This window comes from Archangium sp. (assembly GCF_057119385.1).
On the sequence record NZ_DBNGVP010000017.1, the window covers coordinates 45,605 to 64,591 of the forward strand.

Annotated in this window: 10 protein-coding genes; 7 read left to right on the forward strand and 3 right to left on the reverse strand. The window is 70.9% G+C overall.

The window, feature by feature from the left end; all coding sequences use genetic code 11:
- Nucleotides 1–8: 8 nt before the first annotated feature.
- Nucleotides 9–2,507 (reverse strand): PAS domain S-box protein, encoded by a 2,499-nt coding sequence (locus AC16DP_RS04105; protein WP_329732428.1) that lies wholly within the window; start codon nt 2,505–2,507, stop codon nt 9–11.
- 268 nt (nt 2,508–2,775) lie between these two features.
- The gene (locus tag AC16DP_RS04110; RefSeq protein ID WP_329732429.1) at nt 2,776–5,649 is read right to left on the reverse strand and encodes a PAS domain S-box protein; all 2,874 of its coding nucleotides are present in this window, start codon (nt 5,647–5,649) and stop codon (nt 2,776–2,778) included.
- A gap of 241 nt (nt 5,650–5,890) precedes the next feature.
- On the opposite strand from AC16DP_RS04110, the gene AC16DP_RS04115 reads away from it, so the two are divergent.
- Nucleotides 5,891–10,792 carry a pilus assembly protein gene (locus AC16DP_RS04115; RefSeq protein WP_329732430.1) on the forward strand — a complete coding sequence of 1,634 codons (4,902 nt, stop codon included), beginning with the start codon at nt 5,891–5,893 and terminating at the stop codon, nt 10,790–10,792.
- Between the two features lie 18 nt (nt 10,793–10,810).
- Here AC16DP_RS04115 and AC16DP_RS04120 read toward each other — a convergent pair whose 3' ends face one another.
- Nucleotides 10,811–12,364: a sensor histidine kinase gene (locus AC16DP_RS04120; protein WP_329732431.1), complete on the reverse strand. Its 1,554-nt coding sequence runs from the start codon at nt 12,362–12,364 to the stop codon at nt 10,811–10,813.
- A gap of 139 nt (nt 12,365–12,503) precedes the next feature.
- Here AC16DP_RS04120 and AC16DP_RS04125 point away from each other — a divergent pair, with 139 nt between their 5' ends.
- From AC16DP_RS04125 to AC16DP_RS04150, 6 genes are all read left to right on the forward strand, one after another.
- Nucleotides 12,504–14,030 carry a sensor histidine kinase gene (locus tag AC16DP_RS04125; protein ID WP_329732432.1) on the forward strand — a complete coding sequence of 509 codons (1,527 nt, stop codon included), beginning with the start codon at nt 12,504–12,506 and terminating at the stop codon, nt 14,028–14,030.
- 230 nt (nt 14,031–14,260) lie between these two features.
- Nucleotides 14,261–14,920 carry a ribosome hibernation-promoting factor, HPF/YfiA family gene (gene hpf / locus AC16DP_RS04130; protein WP_329732433.1) on the forward strand — a complete coding sequence of 220 codons (660 nt, stop codon included), beginning with the start codon at nt 14,261–14,263 and terminating at the stop codon, nt 14,918–14,920.
- A 193-nt stretch (nt 14,921–15,113) separates the two neighbouring features.
- Nucleotides 15,114–16,892: a serine/threonine protein kinase gene (locus tag AC16DP_RS04135; RefSeq protein WP_329732434.1), complete on the forward strand. Its 1,779-nt coding sequence runs from the start codon at nt 15,114–15,116 to the stop codon at nt 16,890–16,892.
- A 107-nt stretch (nt 16,893–16,999) separates the two neighbouring features.
- Nucleotides 17,000–17,944 carry a DUF2381 family protein gene (locus AC16DP_RS04140; RefSeq protein ID WP_329732435.1) on the forward strand — a complete coding sequence of 315 codons (945 nt, stop codon included), beginning with the start codon at nt 17,000–17,002 and terminating at the stop codon, nt 17,942–17,944.
- 99 nt (nt 17,945–18,043) lie between these two features.
- On the forward strand, nt 18,044–18,319 hold the full coding sequence (locus AC16DP_RS04145) for a hypothetical protein (protein ID WP_329732436.1): 276 nt from the start codon (nt 18,044–18,046) through the stop codon (nt 18,317–18,319).
- 78 nt (nt 18,320–18,397) lie between these two features.
- Nucleotides 18,398–18,979 (forward strand): hypothetical protein, encoded by a 582-nt coding sequence (locus tag AC16DP_RS04150; protein WP_329732437.1) that lies wholly within the window; start codon nt 18,398–18,400, stop codon nt 18,977–18,979.
- The last annotated feature ends 8 nt before the right edge of the window (nt 18,980–18,987 follow it).

The following is an 18,987-nucleotide window of genomic DNA, read 5'->3' on the forward strand; positions in this document are numbered from 1 at the left end:
CCACCCGCTCACGCCCTGACGCTCGGGCGGCGCGAGGCCCCACCCAGCTCCGGGCCTCCGAGCTTCAGCGGGTTGACGTCGGGGAACACGGGCAGCTCGACGAAGAACGCGGAGCCCCGGCCCGGGCCCTCGCTCTCCACCCAGATGCGGCCGCCGTGGGCCTCCACGATCTGCCGGCTGATGAAGAGCCCCAGGCCCAGCCCCGACACGTCGCTCGCGGAGATGGCCCGCTCGAAGCGGTTGAAGATGCGCTCCTGGCTCTCCTTCGCGATGCCGAGCCCCTGGTCCTCCACGCTCAACAGCACGCGTCCTTCCCGCGGCCGCAGCTTTACGGCCACCGGCTGGTGATTGCCATAGCGCATGGCGTTCGTGAGCAGGTTGGTCACCACCTGCTCGATGCGGAAGCGGTCCCACTCCACCTCGAGCCGCTCCGGGGCCTCCAGCGTGGCGGGGGTGCGTGCCTCGGCCAGATGCGGACCCAGGCGCTCCATCACCTCGCGGACGAGCTCGACGGCATCCACCGGGACCGGCTCGAGGCCGAGGCGTCCCGTCCGGATGCGCGCGATGTCGAGCATGTCGCCGACCAGCCGCGTGAGCCGCGCGAGCTGTTGGTTCGACTGCTCCACGAGCCTGCTCACCCGCTCCGGCTCATAGGCGGCGGCGTCCCCCCGCTCGATGCGGCGCTGGGTCATCTGCATCTGCAGCTTCAGCGACGTGAGCGGCGTCCTCAGCTCATGGCTCGCGATGGAGAGGAACTCGTCGCGCGAGCGCAGGGCCTCCTTGAGCTGCTCCTCGGCCTCGAGCTGCGCGGTGATGTCCGTGTTGGTGCCGAACCAGCGGCGCACCTGGCCCGAGCCGTCCCGGATGGGGTGGGCGCGCGAGAGGAACCAGCGGTACTCCCCCGTGCTGCTGCGCAGCGGGAAGGTGTCTTCCCACACCTCGCCCGAGGCGATGTGCCGCACGAAGCGCTCGGTGACCCGCTGCACGTGGTCCGGGTGGTGCACCTTCTGCCAGCCCCAGCCCTGCATCTCCTCGTGCGTCGTGCCCGTGTAGTCGAACCAGCGCTGGTTGTACCAGAAGATGGAGCCCGTCTCGTCCGTCATCCAGGCGAGCTGCGAGATGTTGTCGGCGAGGGCCTCGAAGCGCTCCTTGCTCTCGCGCAGGGCGGCTTCGGTGCGGTGGCGCTCGGTCAGGTCCAGCATGGAGCCGATCATGCGGATGGCCTTGCCGGAGGCGTCGCGGCCGATGTGTCCGCGATCCAGGAAGGCGGCGTAGGAGCCGTCGCTCCTGCGGAAGCGGTACTCGTCGCTCCAGGAGTCCTGGCCCCCGTCGATCGCCGCGTGGATGCCGGAGACCACCCGGCCGCGGTCCTCGGGGTGGATGCGGCCGTACCAGCCCTCGATGGTGGGGCCGAGCTCCTCCCGCGTGCAGCCGAAATGCGCGCGCACCGCCTCGTTCCATTCGAGCCGGTTCGTGGTGAGATCCCAATCCCAGATGACGTCGTTGGTGGCGCGGCTGACGAGCCGGTGCCGCTCCTCGTTCCTCCGGACGGCCGCCTCGGCCTGGACGCGGTCGGTGATGTCCATCTGCGCGACCACGGCGCCGAGGATTCTTCCCGCCTCGTCCCGTACGGGCGCGGCGGAGTTGAGGATGGTGCGGCGTGTCCCCGGTGCGTCGAAGGGCTCGAGCTCCACGAGGTCGCCCGGGACGAGCTCCCCGCCCAGGGCCCGGGCCATGGCCCACTCACCCGGCTCCAGGCGGCGCCCATGCCGCTCCGAGCCGTCGGCCCACCAGCCCTTCCACTCGCGGTACTCGTCCACGCTCGTGGAAGCGGGGGCGGGCCCCCACAGCCGCGCATTGGCGGAGTTCATCCGGACGAGCTTGCCGTTCGCGTCCGCGACGATGATGCCGGTGGGCACCGCCTCGAGCACGGCGTCCAGCAGGCGGCTCTCGGCCTCGGCCCTGGCGGCGGCCTGGTGCGCGCGGGCCTCGCTCTGGCGGAGGGCCTCCTCTGTGTGCTTCCGCTCGATAACGGCCTCGAGCTGCGCCCGGCTGTTTCCGGTGGGATCGTCTCGATGGGCGTCCCGCGCCGTCCGCCAGGGGGTGAAGCGCTCGATGGCGTCCTCGATGGCGTGGGTGAGCGCCCGGGCATTCAGCGAGCTGCTCTCGAGGACCTCCATGGCGCCGGCCCGCAGTGCCGCTCGCCGGGTGTCGCGCCCGTCCACCGGGCCGGCCGGGAAGAGGACGACCGGGCAGGGGGGAACAGGACGCTCCGCCCGGAGCGCGGCCAGCACCTCCAGCGCATCCAGGCCAGGCGGCTCATGGGCGAGGAGCAGGCAGTCAGGCGCGAGCCCTCCAGCCTCCAGGGCGTGCACCGCGGCCGTGCTGGTCTCGAGCTCGAGAACCTCGTACCGGCTCCCGGTGTCCTGCTCCAGCAACTGACGAAGCTCGGCGCGAAGCCCGGCATGACGGGCGATGATGAGGAGCTTGCAGGGTTGACCGCTCACGTCGATGGCCTCTCCAGCGATGGCGTCTTCATCCCAGCGTATCTCCTGTGGGCTGACCTCATGACCGGCCGCTCGAAGGCCCCATGGCCGGGCAACGACTCCCTGACCGATGGTGCGCATGATGCCCGGGAGGAGGGCCCGCTTCAGGGCCCTGCGCATGAAACTCCGGAGCGTGCAGTGAACAGCCGCCGCGTGAAAATGGATGCAATCGTCTCGTGCCTGACTTCACTCGCCCCCCTGCCCACCGGCAGGGGGGGAGTCCGCACCGTCAGGAGCGCTTCAGCAGCGTGGCCACCACCCACAGCAGCTCCGCGGGCTCGAGCGGCTTGGCCACGTGCGAGTCGAAGCCCGCCCGCAGCGCCGCGGCCTGGTCCTCCTGACGGGCATAGGCGGTGAGCGCCACGGCGGGCACCCGTCCGCCCTGCTCGGGGGCCCGGGTGCGGATCTCCTGGATGAGCGCGTAGCCATCCATCCCCGGCATGCCGATGTCCGAGATGATCAACTCCGGCGGCTCCCGGTTCAGCAGCTCGAGCGCCTGGGCCGCGCTCTCCGCGCTGGAGACGCGGGCCTTGCCCTCCTGGAGCAGCGTGGCCACCAGCTCGCGCGTGTCCTTCTCGTCCTCCACCACCAGGATGTGGCGCCCGTGGAGCGCCTTCGGGTAGTCGGCGGGGAGCTGGGGCGGGTGCTGGGGAAGGGCGCGGGCCGGCTCGGCCGTGTCCGGGCGGGGGGCCACCAGGGGCAGCAGGACGGTGAAGGTGGCGCCCTGTCCCTTGCCGGCGCTCTGGGCCTCGACCGTGCCGCCGTGCAGCTCCACCAGGTGGCGCACGATGGCCAGTCCCAGCCCCAGTCCGCCGTGGCGGCGCGTGGAGGAGGCATCCGCCTGGGTGAAGCGCTCGAAGAGGTGGGGCAGGAAGCCCGGGGCGATTCCGTCTCCGGTGTCGCGCACCTGGATCTCCACGTGCGCGGGCCGCCACGAGAGCGACACCGACACGCTGCCCTCCTGGGGCGTGAACTTCACCGCGTTGGACAGCAGGTTCCACACCACCTGCTGCAGCCGGTCCGGGTCCCCCTGCACGGAGACCGTCTGCGGCACCAGCGACACCTGGAGCTGGATGCCTCGCGCCTCGGCGGCCGGGCGCACCACGTCCACCGCGCTCTCGATGACCTTCTCCAGGTGCGTCGGGCGCACGTCCAGCCGCAGCCGGCCGCTGACGATCCGGTTGACGTCCAGCAGATCCTCCACGAGCTGTGTCTGGGCCCGCGCGTTGCGCTCGATCGTCTCCAGGGCGCGCTCGCGCTTGTCCTGGGGCAGCTGCCGCGTGCGGAGGATCTGCACCCAGCCGAGGATGGCCGTCAGGGGTGTGCGCAGCTCGTGCGAGAGCACCCCGAGGAACTCGTCCTTGAGGCGGCTGGCCTGCTCGGCGCGCTGGCGCTCCGCCTCGGCCGCCTCGTACAGGCGCGCGCGCTCCAGGGCCTGGCCACACTGCTGCGCGAGCATCTGCAGGAACTGCAGCTCCTCGGGGACGCAGATGCGCGGGTCGGGGTAGCTCAGCACGAGCGCGCCCACGGACTGTCCATGCACCCACATGGGGAACACCGCCACCGCATGGTCCCGCTCGGAGGCCCGCAGGGTGACGATCTCCGGGTAATTCGCCTGCATGTCCGCGGTGGAGCGCAGCCAGATCTCCCGGCCCGTGCGCACCGCGTCGACGACGGGGTTGTTCGCCGCGGGAGTCAGGTCGCGCACGTGACGGACGAAGCGCTCCGGGTACCCCACGTCATGGAGGCTCTCGAGCGAGCCATCCGCGCGCTGGCGGTAGACGGCTCCGGCCTCGGCGCCCATGCCGCCCACGGCCACGGACAGCACCGTCCGGGCCACGTCGGCCTGGGTGAGGGCCTGGGACAGGGCGGAGGTGACCACCTGCAAGCGCGCGGCGTGCTCCTCGGCCTGCCGGGCCTCGGTGATGTTGTCGAAGACCATCACCGCGGCGATGGTCCGGCTGCGCTCGTCGCGGATGGGGGCGCAGTTGACCTTGATGAAGCGGTTGTCCTTGTCCGGGCGGCGCAGCCACAGCACCTCGCCGCGCACCACCTCGCCGTGCAGCACGCTGCGCGCCAGCGGCAGCTCCTCGGGCGGGTACGGGGTGCCATCCAGGCGGTGCTGGTGGTAGGCCGCGTAGCCCCGCACGTCCGGCGACTGGATGAGCTCGTGGCCCCAGATGGCCTCCGCCTGGGCGTTGGCGTACGTCAGCTCGCCATGGGGCCCCGCGAGCAGGAAGCCCGAGGGCATCTGCTCGAGGATGGCCGACAGCAGCCGCTCGTTCGTCTCCAGCTCCGCCATCAGCCGGTCGCGCTCGGCCTCGGCGTTCTTCCGCTCGGAGATGTCCGTGTTGGTGCCCACCCACTCGCGCACTTCGCCGTCCAGGTTGAACATGGGCACGGCGCGCGACATGACCCAGCGCCAGCTCCCGTTGGCGTGCTTGAGGCGGTACTCGCGGGCGAACGGCGTCTTCGTGGTGACGGCGTTCCTCCAGGCCTCGCGGGCGGCCGGCGCATCCTCGGGGTGGATGGCCTCCAGCCACGAGGTTCCATCCAGCCACTGCTCGAGCGTGAGGCCCGTGAAGGCCCGCCAGGTGGGTGCGTCCTCCACGGGCAGGCCCTGGGCGTTGGTGGTCCAGATGGCCGACGCCGACGTCTGCACCAGCGAGCGGAACCGCTCCTCGCTCTCGTTGAGCGCCTCCGCGGTGTGCTCGGCGCTGGCGTGCCCGGTGATGTCCTCGCCCAGGAAGAGCCACTCCACGGTCCGGCCCGACTCGTCCTTCACGGGCAGTGCCCGCGCCTGGACGTCGCGCCAGACGTCATCCTCGCGGCGCACGCGGAAGGTGAGCTCCCCTCCCGTGGAGTTGCCGGGCCCGAGCAGCTCGCCCTCCGGGTCCAACGGACCGCGATCCTCGGGGTGGATGGCGTGCTGCCAGTGCCAGCCCATCATCTGACCGGGGGACTGGCCGGTGAAGGCCGCCCACGAGGGTGAGGCCTCCTGCATCCGTCCCGCCTCGTCCACGACCCAGACGAGCCGGTGGGTATCCGCCAGGAGTGCACGGACGCGGAGGGTGTCACGTGCGGGGAGCGCCAGAGCGAGCATGAACAGGTCTCCAGAAGGGCCCGGCCGCCCATGTCAATCCCCCGGGCCGAGGGAAGTCCTCACCGAGCCGGGCCCATTATGACCTCAATCCGGGCGGATTCGATGCCACGGCACATTTACCCTCACGGTGGGTGTGGGGTGTCAGGGCTCCGGACTCTGCTGGAGGGGGGCGGCCCGACGCTGTCTGGATGCGAGGTGGAAGGGAGTCCGTGGGGGGAGGCCGTCCTCTGGGAGCCTGGATATGCGCATCGATTTCGACGCAGTGGGACGTGCGGGCAAGCGGTGGTTCAACCGTCGCGTGGGACTGGCGGTGGGGCTGGTGGCCGCTGGAGCCGTGGGGCTGCTGGCCCTGCCTGGCCGCACGGGCAGTGTGCCGGTGCCCGGGAAGGCCGCGTGCTGCACGGGCGCGGCCGCGCTGGGTGACACGATGATCAACGCCTCGGGAGGAGGCGACAAGGAGTTCTTCGAGGTGCCCTCGAGCCCGCCGGGCGCCCTCTTCCTGGTGGGCAACAACGCGTCCATGCAGGAGTACGCGCAGTACCTGCCCGAGGTGGGTGACACCTCGAAGCCGGGCTGCTCGGACCCGGCGCTGGTGGACGCGATGAAGTGGTTCGACCGTGGGAGCGCGGATCCAGCGCTGAATGGCTCCATTCCGTTCGACGCGGATCCGGACTTCTCCACGACGCAGACGCACTTCTTCGATCCGGACAAGTACTACCACTCGCGTGGGCGGCGCCTGGCGTGGCAGGTGGAGGAGGGCCCGTACTCGCTGCCGGTGGACATGCGGAGCACGCTGGGCTTCACGGACACGATGAACGTGTGCGGCAACGCCCTGGACTGGAGCGAGCCGTGGGGCTCGCCCGTGTACGCGGAGTGCCAGAAGTGCCTGACGGACAAGGGCTGGTGGCGAGGTCCGCTGGCGAGCACGCCCACGCCTTCCGCGGGCGAGACGCTGCCGGTGGAGGCGCGGCGCAGGTGGGTGCTGAGTGGCCGCGTGCTCAACGTGCGTCCGCCGAAGTTCGTGGTGGCGCGCAAGGTGCTCAAGGACGTGGTCTCCACGGCGGTGGACCTGCGCATGGGCGTGGCCACGTTCGGCCCGGACCACGGCTGGTTCGATCCACCGGTGCTGCTGCGTCCGCTGAAGCCCTCGTGTGACAAGTCCCTGCCGGTGCTGGACGAGACGGCGCTGGGGCGGGCGGAGCTGCGCAAGGCGATCAACTCCATCTCCTTCCGCAACGACGAGCGCTCCATCGGCGAGGCGCTCTTCGGACTGGGCGGGTACTTCTCCTCGCAGAAGGTGGACGGGCGGTGGGCCAGGTGGTTCACCAACCCCATCAGCCCGGGCTGGGGCTGGCCGGGGTGCTGCAATGGCGGCACGGTGGATGACGTGCTCACGGGCAAGGACGGCAAGCCGTGGGGCGCGCAGTCGCCGGACGAGTGGCTCAAGGACACGCAGCCGTGGGAGGGCACGGGTACGGATCGCTCCGTGTGCTCGGCCTGCCAGGCCAGCTCCATCATCGTGCTGGCGGATGGCGCGCCCCGGTACGACAACACGGTGCCCATCACGAAGATGATGGAGGTGCTGAAGGCGCGGGGCGCGAAGCACGCGGACGGCACGCCGCTCACGTTCGACCCGAGCAGCCCGGAGACGAACCCGGCGCCGGGTGGGGTGAACTACTGCGACGAGTTCGGCGCGACGAAGGAGGACTGCGACTACGCGAACTGGCCCACGGGGCTGGCGAAGACGAACAAGAACTTCATGGACGACGTGGCCTTCTTCCTGGCCAACGCGGACCTGCGCGACGACCTCGACGGGGACCAGTCGGTGCGCACGTACACGATTGGTTACGGCGACAACAGCCCGATGCTCCAGAGCATCGCGAAGGCGGGCAAGGGCCGGTTCTTCCGCGCGAACAACGCGGGAGAGCTGCGCGATGCGCTCATGGCCGCGCTCGGGGACGTGAAGGAGGTCTCCACGGCGTTCTCGTCCGCGAGTGTCGCGAGCGTGCAGGCGGGAGGCTCGCAGTCCTCGTACGTGCCGCGCTTCACGCCGCGCCGGGGCCGTCCCTACGAGGGCCACCTCTACCGCTTCTTCTTCTTCAGCGAGTTCTCGCAGGGCTGCCAGCTGTCGCTGGCCCGGAGCCCGCTGGGAGACCCGCGCGATCTCAATGGAGACAAGGACTGCGACGACTCCTTCTTCCTCGACAAGCCGGCGGGCTTCACGCCCGCGCCGGGCGCGGTGGTGGACCCCGCGAGCTTCACGCGCGCCAACATCGTCCAGGAGAACACCGAGGGCGTCTGGGTGAAGGTGCGGACGGCTTCGCTCTCCAGCGATGGCCGTCTGGTGGGAGGCACGCCGGCCCAGCCCTTCTGGGATCTGGCGGAGACGCTCGGCCAGCGGAGCGCGAGTGCGCCGTGCGACCCGGCGGATCCGCTCAACCCCACGGGAGGCCGCTGCCTCTTCACGCTCGTGGACCGTGACAAGGATGGCCGCTTCACGGCGGCGGACAACCCGCCCATGCCCTTCGACGTGGCCCATCGCGCCGAGCTGGAGGAGTACCTGCTGTCGGCGGGGGACGGCTTCTGCGCCGTGGCCTTCGCGAAGATGAAGAAGGCCTGGACGGGCACGCCCGCGGAGCGGACCGGGTGCGTGGAGTCGCTCATCCGCTTCGTGCGCGGCGTGGACGTGTTCGACTACGACGGGGACCTGCTCACGGGCGAGGACCGGCCGTGCTCGGGCAGCACGTCGCGCTCGTGCAAGCTCGCGGACATCTTCCACTCCACGCCGGTGACGGTGGAGCCGCCCATCGAGCCCTTCCTGTGCTCGCTGGGGCTGAGTGGCCAGTGTCTGTCCACGCTCTACGACGACTTCACGGCCTCGGTGTCGTCCGAGACGTCGTGCGCCACGCCGTCCGCGGGCACGCCCTGCTACGCGGCCACGCCGATGGATCCACCGCGCGGCTCCAGCGCGAGCCGGTTCGGTTCCTATGACGTGTTCCGCAAGACGAACGCGAAGCGCGAGCGCATCGTGCTGGTGGGCTCCAACGGCGGCATGCTGCACGCCGTGCACGCGGGCACGGCGCTCGCGCGGGACAAGACGAGCGCCGTGGATGACGTGCACGACCTGGGCACGGGCCAGGAGCTGTGGGGCTTCATCCCGCCGGACCTGCTGCCCAAGCTGGGGCTGATGATGAACGGTCACGAGTACTTCGTGGACGGCACGGCCATGGTGCGCGACGTCTGGACGGACGGCTCGGCGGGCGCCACGGGCAACGGCGTGAAGGAGGCGGGCGAGTTCCACACGCTCGCCATCCTCACCGAGCGCTCGGGGGGCCAGCGCTTCGCGGCGTTGGACCTGACGAACCCGCGCGAGATGTTGAAGCCGGACGGCAAGCCCTTCCGGTGGATGTTCCCCAACGCGTGCGAGCCGGAGTCGGCCATGGTGGGCCAGTCGTGGACGAACTTCGCGCCCAAGCCGCCGCCCATCGGCCCGGTGCGGCTCGCGAAGAGCAATGCGCGCGGTTGGGAGGAGCGCTGGGTGGCGGTGCTCAACGGCGGGTACAGCACGGACCTGTCGCGCGGCCGCGGTGTGTACATGCTGGATGCGTGGACGGGTGACACGCTGTGGTCCGCGGAGGCGCGGCCCGGTGTGGCCTCGCCGGATGCGTACACGACGGAGGTGCTCAACCGGATGCTGCCCATCGCGGCGGCACCCGCGCTGGTGGACATCGGTGACGCGGAGAGCGTGCAGATGGACCTGGATGGTTTCTTCGACACGCTCGTCGCAGGTGACATGGGAGGCCAGGTGTGGACGTTCCGTTTCCATGCGCCGGGCGTGCTCGGGAGCGATGGCCGGGTGAACAACTGGTTCGGCGCGCGCTCGCTGGAGATGGCGCGTGGTGGCAAGGACTTCGAGAAGCAGCCGTTCTTCCACATCGCCTCCACCGTGCGTCAGCCGGAGACGGGCTGGCTGCGTGCCTTCCTGGGCACGGGAGACCGGCAGCACCTGCGCTCCAAGGAGGGGACCAACTGCGGCCCGGATGATCTGCTGGCCTGCGTGCGGATGAAGTGCGACGTGGAGGCGGAGCTCACCGCGGACATCAACGGTCTGCTGCGCACGTCCGTCATCGAGTACGACAACGGGGTGCTGGTGAAGAACACGGGAGCGCTCACGGGCTCGGTGGCGCCGGTGTGCTCGTCCGCGCGCATGGAGCTCACGGGGCTGCGCATCCGGTGTGACAAGAGCACGGCGCTGGGCAGCGGCTCCTACTACTTCCCCGCGGCGGGAGCTTCTGCGCCCGCGAGCACGGATGCCGAGTGCGCGAAGGCGGGCGGTGAGTGGTCGTGCACGCTGGCCACGCTTCCCACGGACTCGCACGGGGACCTGAACCTGGGCGCGGACGCGGACAAGGTGCCGCACAACCGCTACTTCGGCTTCCACGCGTACGGCGGCTGGCAGCGCCACTTCGAGAGCGCCACCGAGGCCGTCGCGTTCGACCAGAAGCGCGTGACGGACACCGCCTTCGCGTGCGGCGCGGGTGTCGCCTGCTCGCTGGTGGATGTCACCCTTCCGGACAGCGCCTACGCGACGTACGTGCACCCGGAGCTGGGGCCTCAGCGCTACGTCCCCACGAGCACGCTCGCGTCGCTCCCGCGGGGCACGATGGAGGGGCCGGGCTGGTTCCTCCGGTATGGCGGCCTGCAGGAGAAGACGGCGGCGGGCTCGGCCGTGCTGGGTGGCATCGTGTTCTGGCCGAGCTTCTCGCCTCCCGCGTCGGCCACCGTCTCCGCTTGCAAGCTGTCGGGGGGCGGGGACATCAGCCGCTCGTGGCAGGCGGACGTCATCACCGGGATGCCGGACCAGGCGGAGGGCTACCGGGTGACGGACAAGGACGGCAGGCTGCTCGGGTACATGCCCGCCAAGACGCTGGATGCGTTCGCGCCGCCTCCGGAGCCGGCGGCGGTCGTCTCCGTGTCCTCGACGGGCGGCATCCGCTACGAGGTGGTGATGCCGGGCGTGGGACAGGCTCCCGTGAGCGAGACGCTGCGGGAGCGCAAGAACACCACGCCGGACATCTCCTGGCTCGAGGTGCCTCGCAACCTGCACGCGTGCCGGCACGCGGACACCCGCTTCTGTCCGTGAGGCGAGGGGACGGCCGGGTCAGTCCTTCGAGGACCCGGCGTCCCCTACGTGGCGAGGAAGGCGCACCTGGAAGGTGGTGCCCTCCTCGGGGCTGGAGCGCACCTGGATGTCGCCGTGGTGGGCGCGCACGAGGTGATTCACGATGAACAGCCCCAGACCGATGCTGCGCTGGGCGCTGTCCGTCCTGTCCGCTCCGCGTTGCAGGGGCTCGAAGATGTGCCGCTGGTCCTCGGGGGAGATGGGCGTCCCCAGGTTGTGCACGCACAGCCGCAGCGTCCCATCCTCGCCGATGCTGCGCACGGTCACGGGGGTATCGGACGGGCTGTACTGGAGGGCGTTGGTCAACAGGTTCGTCAGCACCTGCGCGACGCGGTCGGCGTCCAGCGTTCCCTCGCCGTCGCCCGTGCACTCCACCCGGAGCTTGCGCCCGGGGTGGGCGAACTGCACTTCCTCCACCACCTGCCGCGTCAGCTCGTGCAGATCGATGGGCTGTAGGTTGAGGACGATGCCGCCGCCGATGCTGGCCTGGGTGAAGTCCAACAGGTCCCTCACCATGCGCGTCATCCGCTCGGCGCTGCTGCGGATGCGCGTGAGCAGGCGCACCTGGGCGGCCTCGTCCCGGCCCTCCTTGCGCAGGCCCGACTCCGCCGCCAGGGTGATGGCGGTGAGCGGGTTGCGCAGGTCGTGGCTGACGATGCCCATGAGCTGTTGCGCGAGCTCCGCCCGGTGCAGCGCGTCGGCGCGCAGGGCACGCAACTCGGTGATGTCCCGGCTCACCCCGATGAAGCCGGTGGGCGCTCCCTGGGCCGAGCGCATGGGGACGGTGCGGACGCTGACCCATACCTCGCTCCCGTCCTTGCGCCTTCCCAGCCACTCGCCCGAGCGCTCGCCCGTGGTGATGACGTCGGCGAGACCCTTCGCCAGCTCCTGGGAGGCCTGGCTCGGGTAGAGCAGCGCCACCGACTGGCCCAGCATCTCCGCGGCGTCGTAGCCGAAGAGCAGCGTGGCCCCCTCGTTCCAGTAGGTGATGCGGCCGGACAGGTCCGACACGATGATGCTGTCCTGCACGTTGGCGAGGATGTCCACCTGCGTGCGCAGCTGGGCGTTGGCGGCTTCCAACGCGGCGCGGGCCGCGCGCTCGGACGCCAGCAGCTGCGCGCGCTCCCGGGCCACCTCGTGCGTGCGCAGCACGGTGCGCAGCGTGGCCACCAGCTCCTCGGGCTCCACCGGCGCCACCAGGTAGCCGTCCGCGCCTCCGAGCAGCCCCTGCGTCTTGTCCTGCGTGGTGGTGAAGCTGGCGGACATCTGGATGATGGGGATGGAGGACGTGGCCGGGTCCTCCTTCAGCCGGCGGCTCACCTCGAAACCCGTCAGGTCCGGCAGGCGCACGTCCAGCAGGAGCACATCCGGCGCCTCCCGGGCGAGCGCGAGCGCTTCCGCCGCGTTGGCGGCCTCCCGGGTCCGGAAGCCCGCCAGCTCCAGCATGCGCGCGAGCATGTACCGCTTGGCCTCGTCATCCTCGACGATCAGCACGACGGGTGAGGGTGGCGGGGGGGATGGGGTCTTTTCCATTCGGCGGGCCAATCCCGGGGGGGCGGGTGCCCTCATACAACAGCGTTGCGCCTGCGTCCCCTCTCTCCTGCCGTCGATTCCGCTTCACTCCGGGTGCTGTGTTCTTGACGGGGCGGCCCGTGCCAGCGACCGTTGTGAAGTGAGCGCGCCCTCCGTTCCGAGCGCGCCCGGTTCCGGCCAGGCGCCTCCTTCCCACCCCGCCAGCTCCGCGCATCCGGCCGCCGAGCGTCTCCGGCTGTTGCTCGAGCACATGTCCGAGGCCTTCCTCTCGCTGGATGGACGGGGGCGGGTGCTCGAGTGCAACGCGCGGGCGGTGGCGCTGTTCGGCGTGGCCGCCGAGCGGTTGCTCGGCCAGGAGCCCTGGGTGGTGGTGCCCTCGCTGGCGGGCAGGACGTTGCACGGGCGGTTGTTGACGGCGCTCGAGACGCGCCAGCCCGCTCGCTTCCTCGCCTCCCTGCCGCCGCGCTCCTGGGTGGAGGTGTCCGTCGTCCCCCTGCGCGACGAGCTGTGGGTGCTCGCCTCCGACATCACCCAGCGCGAGGAGGCCCAGGCCCTGGTGGAGGAGACGGAGAAGCGCTTCCGGCTGTTGGGCGAGCGCTTCCAGGTGGCGCTCGACTCCGCGCAGATGGCCGTCTGGGAGACGAACCTCGCCACCGGCCAGGTGTTCCGCTCGGAGGGGCATGACCGGCTCTACGGCTACCCCGAGCCGCTCGCGGAGTGGACCCATGAGAAGTTCCTCGCCTCGCTCCACCCGGAGGACCGTCCGGAGGTGGAGGCCCAGGTCACGGGCATCTTCCACAATGACGTGAAGTCCTACACGTCCACCTTCCGCACCCGGTGGCCGGATGGCACCTGGCACTGGCTGACCAGCCGCGCCACGGTGATGCGCGACGCCCAGGGCCGGCCCATGGTGGTGCGCGGCGCCATGCTCGACATCACCACCCTGAAGGAGACGGAGCTGGCCCTGCAGGAGGCGGTGCGCGTGCGCGAGGACTTCCTGTCGCTCGCCAGTCACGAGCTCAAGACGCCGCTCACCGGCCTGCTGCTGCAGATGCAGATGTTGCGGCGGCTGGAGGCGGACGTGGGCACCACGCCGCTGGACTCTCCCCGGGTGCGGGCGCGGCTGGAGGCCATCGAGCGGTTGCTGCGGCGCTCGAGCCTGCTGGTGGACAACCTGCTGGACGTGGGCCGCATGCGCCAGGGCAAGCTGGACTTCCTCTTCGCCACGGGGGACCTGTCCGCGCTGGTGTCCGAGCTGGTGGAGCGCACCCGCGACGAGGCGCGGCTCGCGGGCGTGTCCCTCACCTCGGACATCACCCCGTCGCTGGTGGGGCGCTTCGATCGGCTGCGGCTGGAGCAGGTGGTGCTCAACCTGCTGGCCAATGCCCTGCGCCACGGGGGGGGCCAGCCCATGGAGGTGCGGCTGGAGCGGACGGCCGGGGGCGCGCGGCTGGTGGTGCGCGACGAGGGGCCCGGCATCCCCGAGGCCGATCGCGAGCGCATCTTCGCGCGCTTCGAGCAGGTGAACGGCGTGGCACGCGCGGGCGGCCTGGGACTCGGCCTCTTCATCGTGCGGCAGATCGTCGAGGGCCACCGCGGCCGTGTGCACGTGGAGCCAGGGCCCGGCGGGCGGGGCGCGGCCTTCGTGGTGGAACTCCCGCTGTAACAACTGCAACAAGGCTTCGCGTCCAGGGATTCCCCGTCGCTCCGCCGCTCGTACTGGGTGTGTCAGGAGTCCAGTCGCGCTGGAAAGTCAAGACGACATTGCCTGTTGAGTGCAGTGCGATCAGCCGTCCTTTCGAGTGGGCGGGTTGCATTCGGCCCTTCAGAGCGTTTCTGATCTGTACCGGAGCTCCGGTCGTCTCACTCCAAGCCCCCAACGGAGGCAATCAACGCATGCAGCTCAACATCACCTTCCGCCAGTTCGGCTCGTCCGATGCCCTCAAGGAGTACGCGAAGGAGAAGGTCGAGCGGGTGAACAAGTACCTGGACAGGGCCGGTGAGGCCCACGTGGTGCTGTCGCTCGAGCGGCACCTGCACCACGCGGAGATCACCATCCACTCCGGCTCCTGGGTGCTGCGCGGCAGGGAGAAGAGCGAGGATATGTACGCGTCCATCGATCTCGCGATGGACAAGATCGAAGCGCAGCTGCGCAAGTACAAGGAGAAGATCAAGAACCACCACGGGCGCGAGCGCGTGCACCACCGCCAGGGGTTGGTGAACCAGCTCAAGGTGCGCCACAAGGTGTTCGAGCTGCCCGAGGAGATGATGGACGAGGCCGCCGAGGCCGCTCCCGCCGCGCAGCCCGCCACGAGCACGCCGGCCACCGAGCAGCTCGCGCAGTCCACCACGCGCATCGTGCGCACCTCGGAAATCACCGTGAAGCCCATGCCGGTGGACGAGGCGGTGATGCAGATGAACCTGATGAACCAGGACTTCTACGTCTTCCAGCACGCCACCACGCACGAGGTCTGCGTGGTGTACCGGCGCAAGGAGGACGGGCAGTACGGTCTCATCGCGACGCACGGCTCGGCGCCCGCGCCCACCGCGGGCTGAGCCCCTGGTGGGCCGTCCGCGGCCTGAGGGGTTTCGCGCCTTCACCCCCAAGGCCCCCGGAAGAGACACCACTCGTAGTCGACTACGAGTGGTGTGTGTATTTGTCTCACCCCGGTCGTAGTCGACTACGAGTGAGCGGTTGTCCGGAGCACTCCACCCGCGACATGGTGGTCCTTGGAGGTAGGGTGCGCGCATGCGCTCCACCCCGTCGCCACCGCGCCCACTCCTCGCTCCGCCTCCCGCCGAGGACTGGCCGCACCCGAGGGACCTCCCCCCTCTGCCGCCCGGCACGCGCATTGGCGGGGACGTGGTGGAGGGGGTGCTGGGGGCGGGGTGCTTCGGCGCGGTGTACCGGGTGCGCGGCCCCGACGGATATGTGGCCGCCCTCAAGCTGCTGCCGCTGGAGGGCGAGGAGCGGGCCCGGCGCGCCGGGCGTGAGCTGGCGCTGAGCGCGCGCCTGCACCATCCCAACCTCGCGTGCCTGCTGGGCGCGGGCTACTGGCCCGAGGACAAGCCGCGCTTCTTGTGGCTGAAGTTCAAGCGGGTGGAGGGCCCCACGCTGGAGCAGTGGGGGGAGGGGCCCGGACGCACCGTGGGCGAGGTGGTGCGGCGGGTGCTGGAGGTGGCGCGCGGGCTGGCGGTGGCGCACGAGGCCCGGGTGGTGCACCGGGACGTGAAGGAGGACAACATATTGGTGCGCGCGGCCGACGGGCAGGCGGTGCTGGTGGACTTCGGGGCTGGCTACCGCGAGGGGGAGGCCACCCTGACGCGGCGCATGTTTCCCCCGGGCGCGCCGCTCTACCGTGCTCCCGAGGCGTGGGTGTATGCCCGGGCGCACCGGGGCGAGGCCGGGGCGCACTACCGGCCCGGGCCGGGGGATGACTTGTACGCGCTGGGCGTCGTCTTCTACCGGCTGCTCACGCGCCGCTACCCCTTCGGCCTCACCGACGAGGGCGGGGTGGACGTGGAGGCGGTGGTGCACCGCGCGCCCCTGCCCCCGCGCCTCGTCAACCCGCGCGTGCCCCGGGCGGTGGAGGTCGAGTGCCTGCGGCTGCTGGAGAAGACACCCGGGGCGCGCCACCCGGACGCCGTGGCGCTGTGCGAGGCGCTGGAGGCGCTGCTCTCCCGCGAGGACGTGGAGCCGGAGGCGCTGCTGCACGAGGACGCCCCGCCACCGGCCGCACCGAGGCCCCGGGCGCGCCGGGCCCGGGGGCTGGCGGCGGTGGGAGGCACGTTGGCCCTGGTGCTGGGCGCCTGGTGGCTCACCTCCCGCCAGGAAGTGGCGCCCCCGGAGTCCCCGCCGGAGTCTACGCGCGCCGTGGCCCCGCCTCTTCCCGAGCCCCCCATCTCCGCGGCCGCCGCCCCGCCCGCGGCGCCCCGAAAGGACAGTGCCCCCGTGAAGCAACAGCCGCAGACGTCTGGCACCCGGGCCCCCGCGCGCCCCAAGGGCTGGGCCCACCCCGTGCGCAGCGCGTGCCTCGGCCTCACCGGCGCCGCCCTCCAGGCGTGCCTGGGCGCGCCGCAGCAGGTGCCGCCCGCGTACTCCGCCCCGCCTCCCCAGGCCTGCCCCGCCGGGGCGGTGGAGACCATGATGGGCACGCTGGGCTTCCGCCTGGGTGAAACGACGAGCGTGGAGTGGGGCGACGTGCGGGGCATGCCCGTGCGCGTGGACGAGGACACCCCCGTCTATGTGGTCGGCCACTGGATGGCGGGGGCCGACCGGCTGGGCCGGGGAGGCACGTTCGCGCTGCCGGGCCACACCCGGCTCTCCGGGCGGCTCTACGTGCACGAGGGGCGGGTGTACGGCCGCTTCACCGAGGCGCGCACGCCCGGCGGGGAGACGTACCCCATGTGCCTGGAGTTGCTCGACACGGACGACGATGTGGGCATGGAGCTGAGGTCCGGCAGCGGTCCCGGGAAGATGATGGTGGCCCCCGTCGCGGTGGTGCGGGTGGTGGACCATTTCGAGTAGGGGGTGTCCCGCTGGCGGGCCGGGCACGCACCGGACACGACCGGATGGGAAGTGTGGTAGGGCCCCACTTCCCCGGTTTCGTCCGCCCCGCGAGGAGGTCTCCGCCCATGCCCCTGCCGTCCACCGCCGCGCTGCTGCGGCTCGTGCTGCTGGCCACACCGCCGGAAGCCACCAGCGCGCGCCCGTCGCTGCCCGCCTGCGAGCCGGGCCCGCGCCACCTCGAGCTGACGGCGGACGCGCCCCAGCGCCCGCCCGAGGTGTGCATCCACCTGGGGTTGCCCACCACCTTCTTCTTCGACACGAGGCTCGCGCGCCTGGAGTTGCCCGGACGGGAGCGCTTCCGAATGCTCACGGACACGGCGGGCTTCGCGCTCGTGCCCACCGGGCCCCTGGCGGACGGGGAGCGGGTGGCGGTGACGGTGTATTTCCAGGACGGCGCGGCCCCCGAGAGCGCCACCTTCTCGCTGGTGGTGCACCCCTCGGCAGCCGAGCCGGAGGTGCAGGTGACGCGCCGGCCGCGCACGCTCGCCTCCTTGCGCGAGGGCGAGCAGCGGGCGCGGGCGGAAGCGCGGCAGTGCCGCGAGGACAAGGCCCTCCTGGAAACGGAATGCAGCGGGAAGGTGGGGCTGCGCGGCCTCATCGCCCAGGGGCTGCTGGGCGAGGGCGGCATCGTCGACAAGAACCTCGAGATGAGCGTCGTTTCGCGTCCGGGCAACACGCTCATCAGTACCAAGGCCCGCAGCTACCGCTCCGCCACCGGGTACCTGGAGGGCGGGCGCGAGGTGGTGCGGCTGGCCGTGGAGCAGGAGTTGACCAACAACGGCCATGCGCCCTGGACGCCCGCCGGTGCGCTGCTGCTGGGGCCCCGGCGCGCGGAGACGAAGGTGCTCGGCGTGTGGCCGCTGGAGCCCATTGCGCCCGGAATGAAGGTCCACGTCGTGGTGGAGGTGGAGGCGACGCTGGAGGCCGCGCGCGGCACCTTCACTCTCAAGCTGTGGGGCGAGGAGGGGGGCGGCCGGAGCGAGCTCTTCGACGGGGTGTCGTTTCCGTAGCGTGGACGGGGCGCACGCTGCCGGAGCCTCGTGAGGTGTCTCACATTGCGGACGGCCGGGTCAGACCCCCTCGTAACCTGAGAGGGAAAGGGAGGTCTCATGCTCATGCGGCGCTCGTTCCTCGCACGGAGGCTCGTGGTGTTCCTGGCATTGTTCTCTTCGGCCTGGCTCGCGTGCGTCGGCGGCCACATTCCGCCCTCCACGTTTCAGTTCGAGAAAGTCATTGATTACACACCTCCAGAGGGGGGCGGATGGAAGGCCGCCCAGGTGCTCGTCCTGCTGAGCAGGATTTCCCCCGCCTTCCCTCAATCCGCCACCTGCGACATCGAGGTGGGATTCCAACGGGTGCTCGTCTCCCGGAAGACATTCCCCTGAGTTCGACGACCTTCTGCTTTCACGGAGGCGGTAGGAAGATTGTGAAGACTTGCCTAGGAGCGACGAGGCACCTGACACATGAAGCTGGACCCCTTCACCGACGCGCTCGTTCGTCTCGTCCACTGCTACATCCCTCCGGGTCTCGAGACCTATGATCCCCGGTACAACGAGTCGGAAGAATACCAGCGGCTCACCCGGTTGCTGCTCGCCAACCAGCAGCCGTCGCCCACCTGGAAGGGCTTCACGCGGAAGGTCGTCGAGGCCTTCCCTGATTGTTACATCTGGGACGCGACCGTGCCCATGCATGAGCCCTGCAACATCGTCCGGGTTTCCCTGCCGGGATTCGTGGAAGGCGCCCCCCTATACGACAGCGTCGTGGTCCTGCGGAGCCAGCTCGCGCCGGTGTATGCCCTCTACGCGTCCCACCACGAGGACAGGAGCGCTGGGGGAAACTCCTGGTGGCGCTTCGCCCCCTTTCCCCCCGAGTACCAGGCCCACGAGGCGAAGCTCGCCGCCCTCATCGAGTCCACCCTGGGCTTCACCCGCCTGTCCCCCGAGGCCCTCCTCACTCCCGTGCCAGACCTCAAGCCACGCGTCGGCCACCACCCGTTGGGCGAGGCCGTGCTCGCCCACTGCCTCTTCACTCCAGAGCTCTGGTGAGCCGCCTC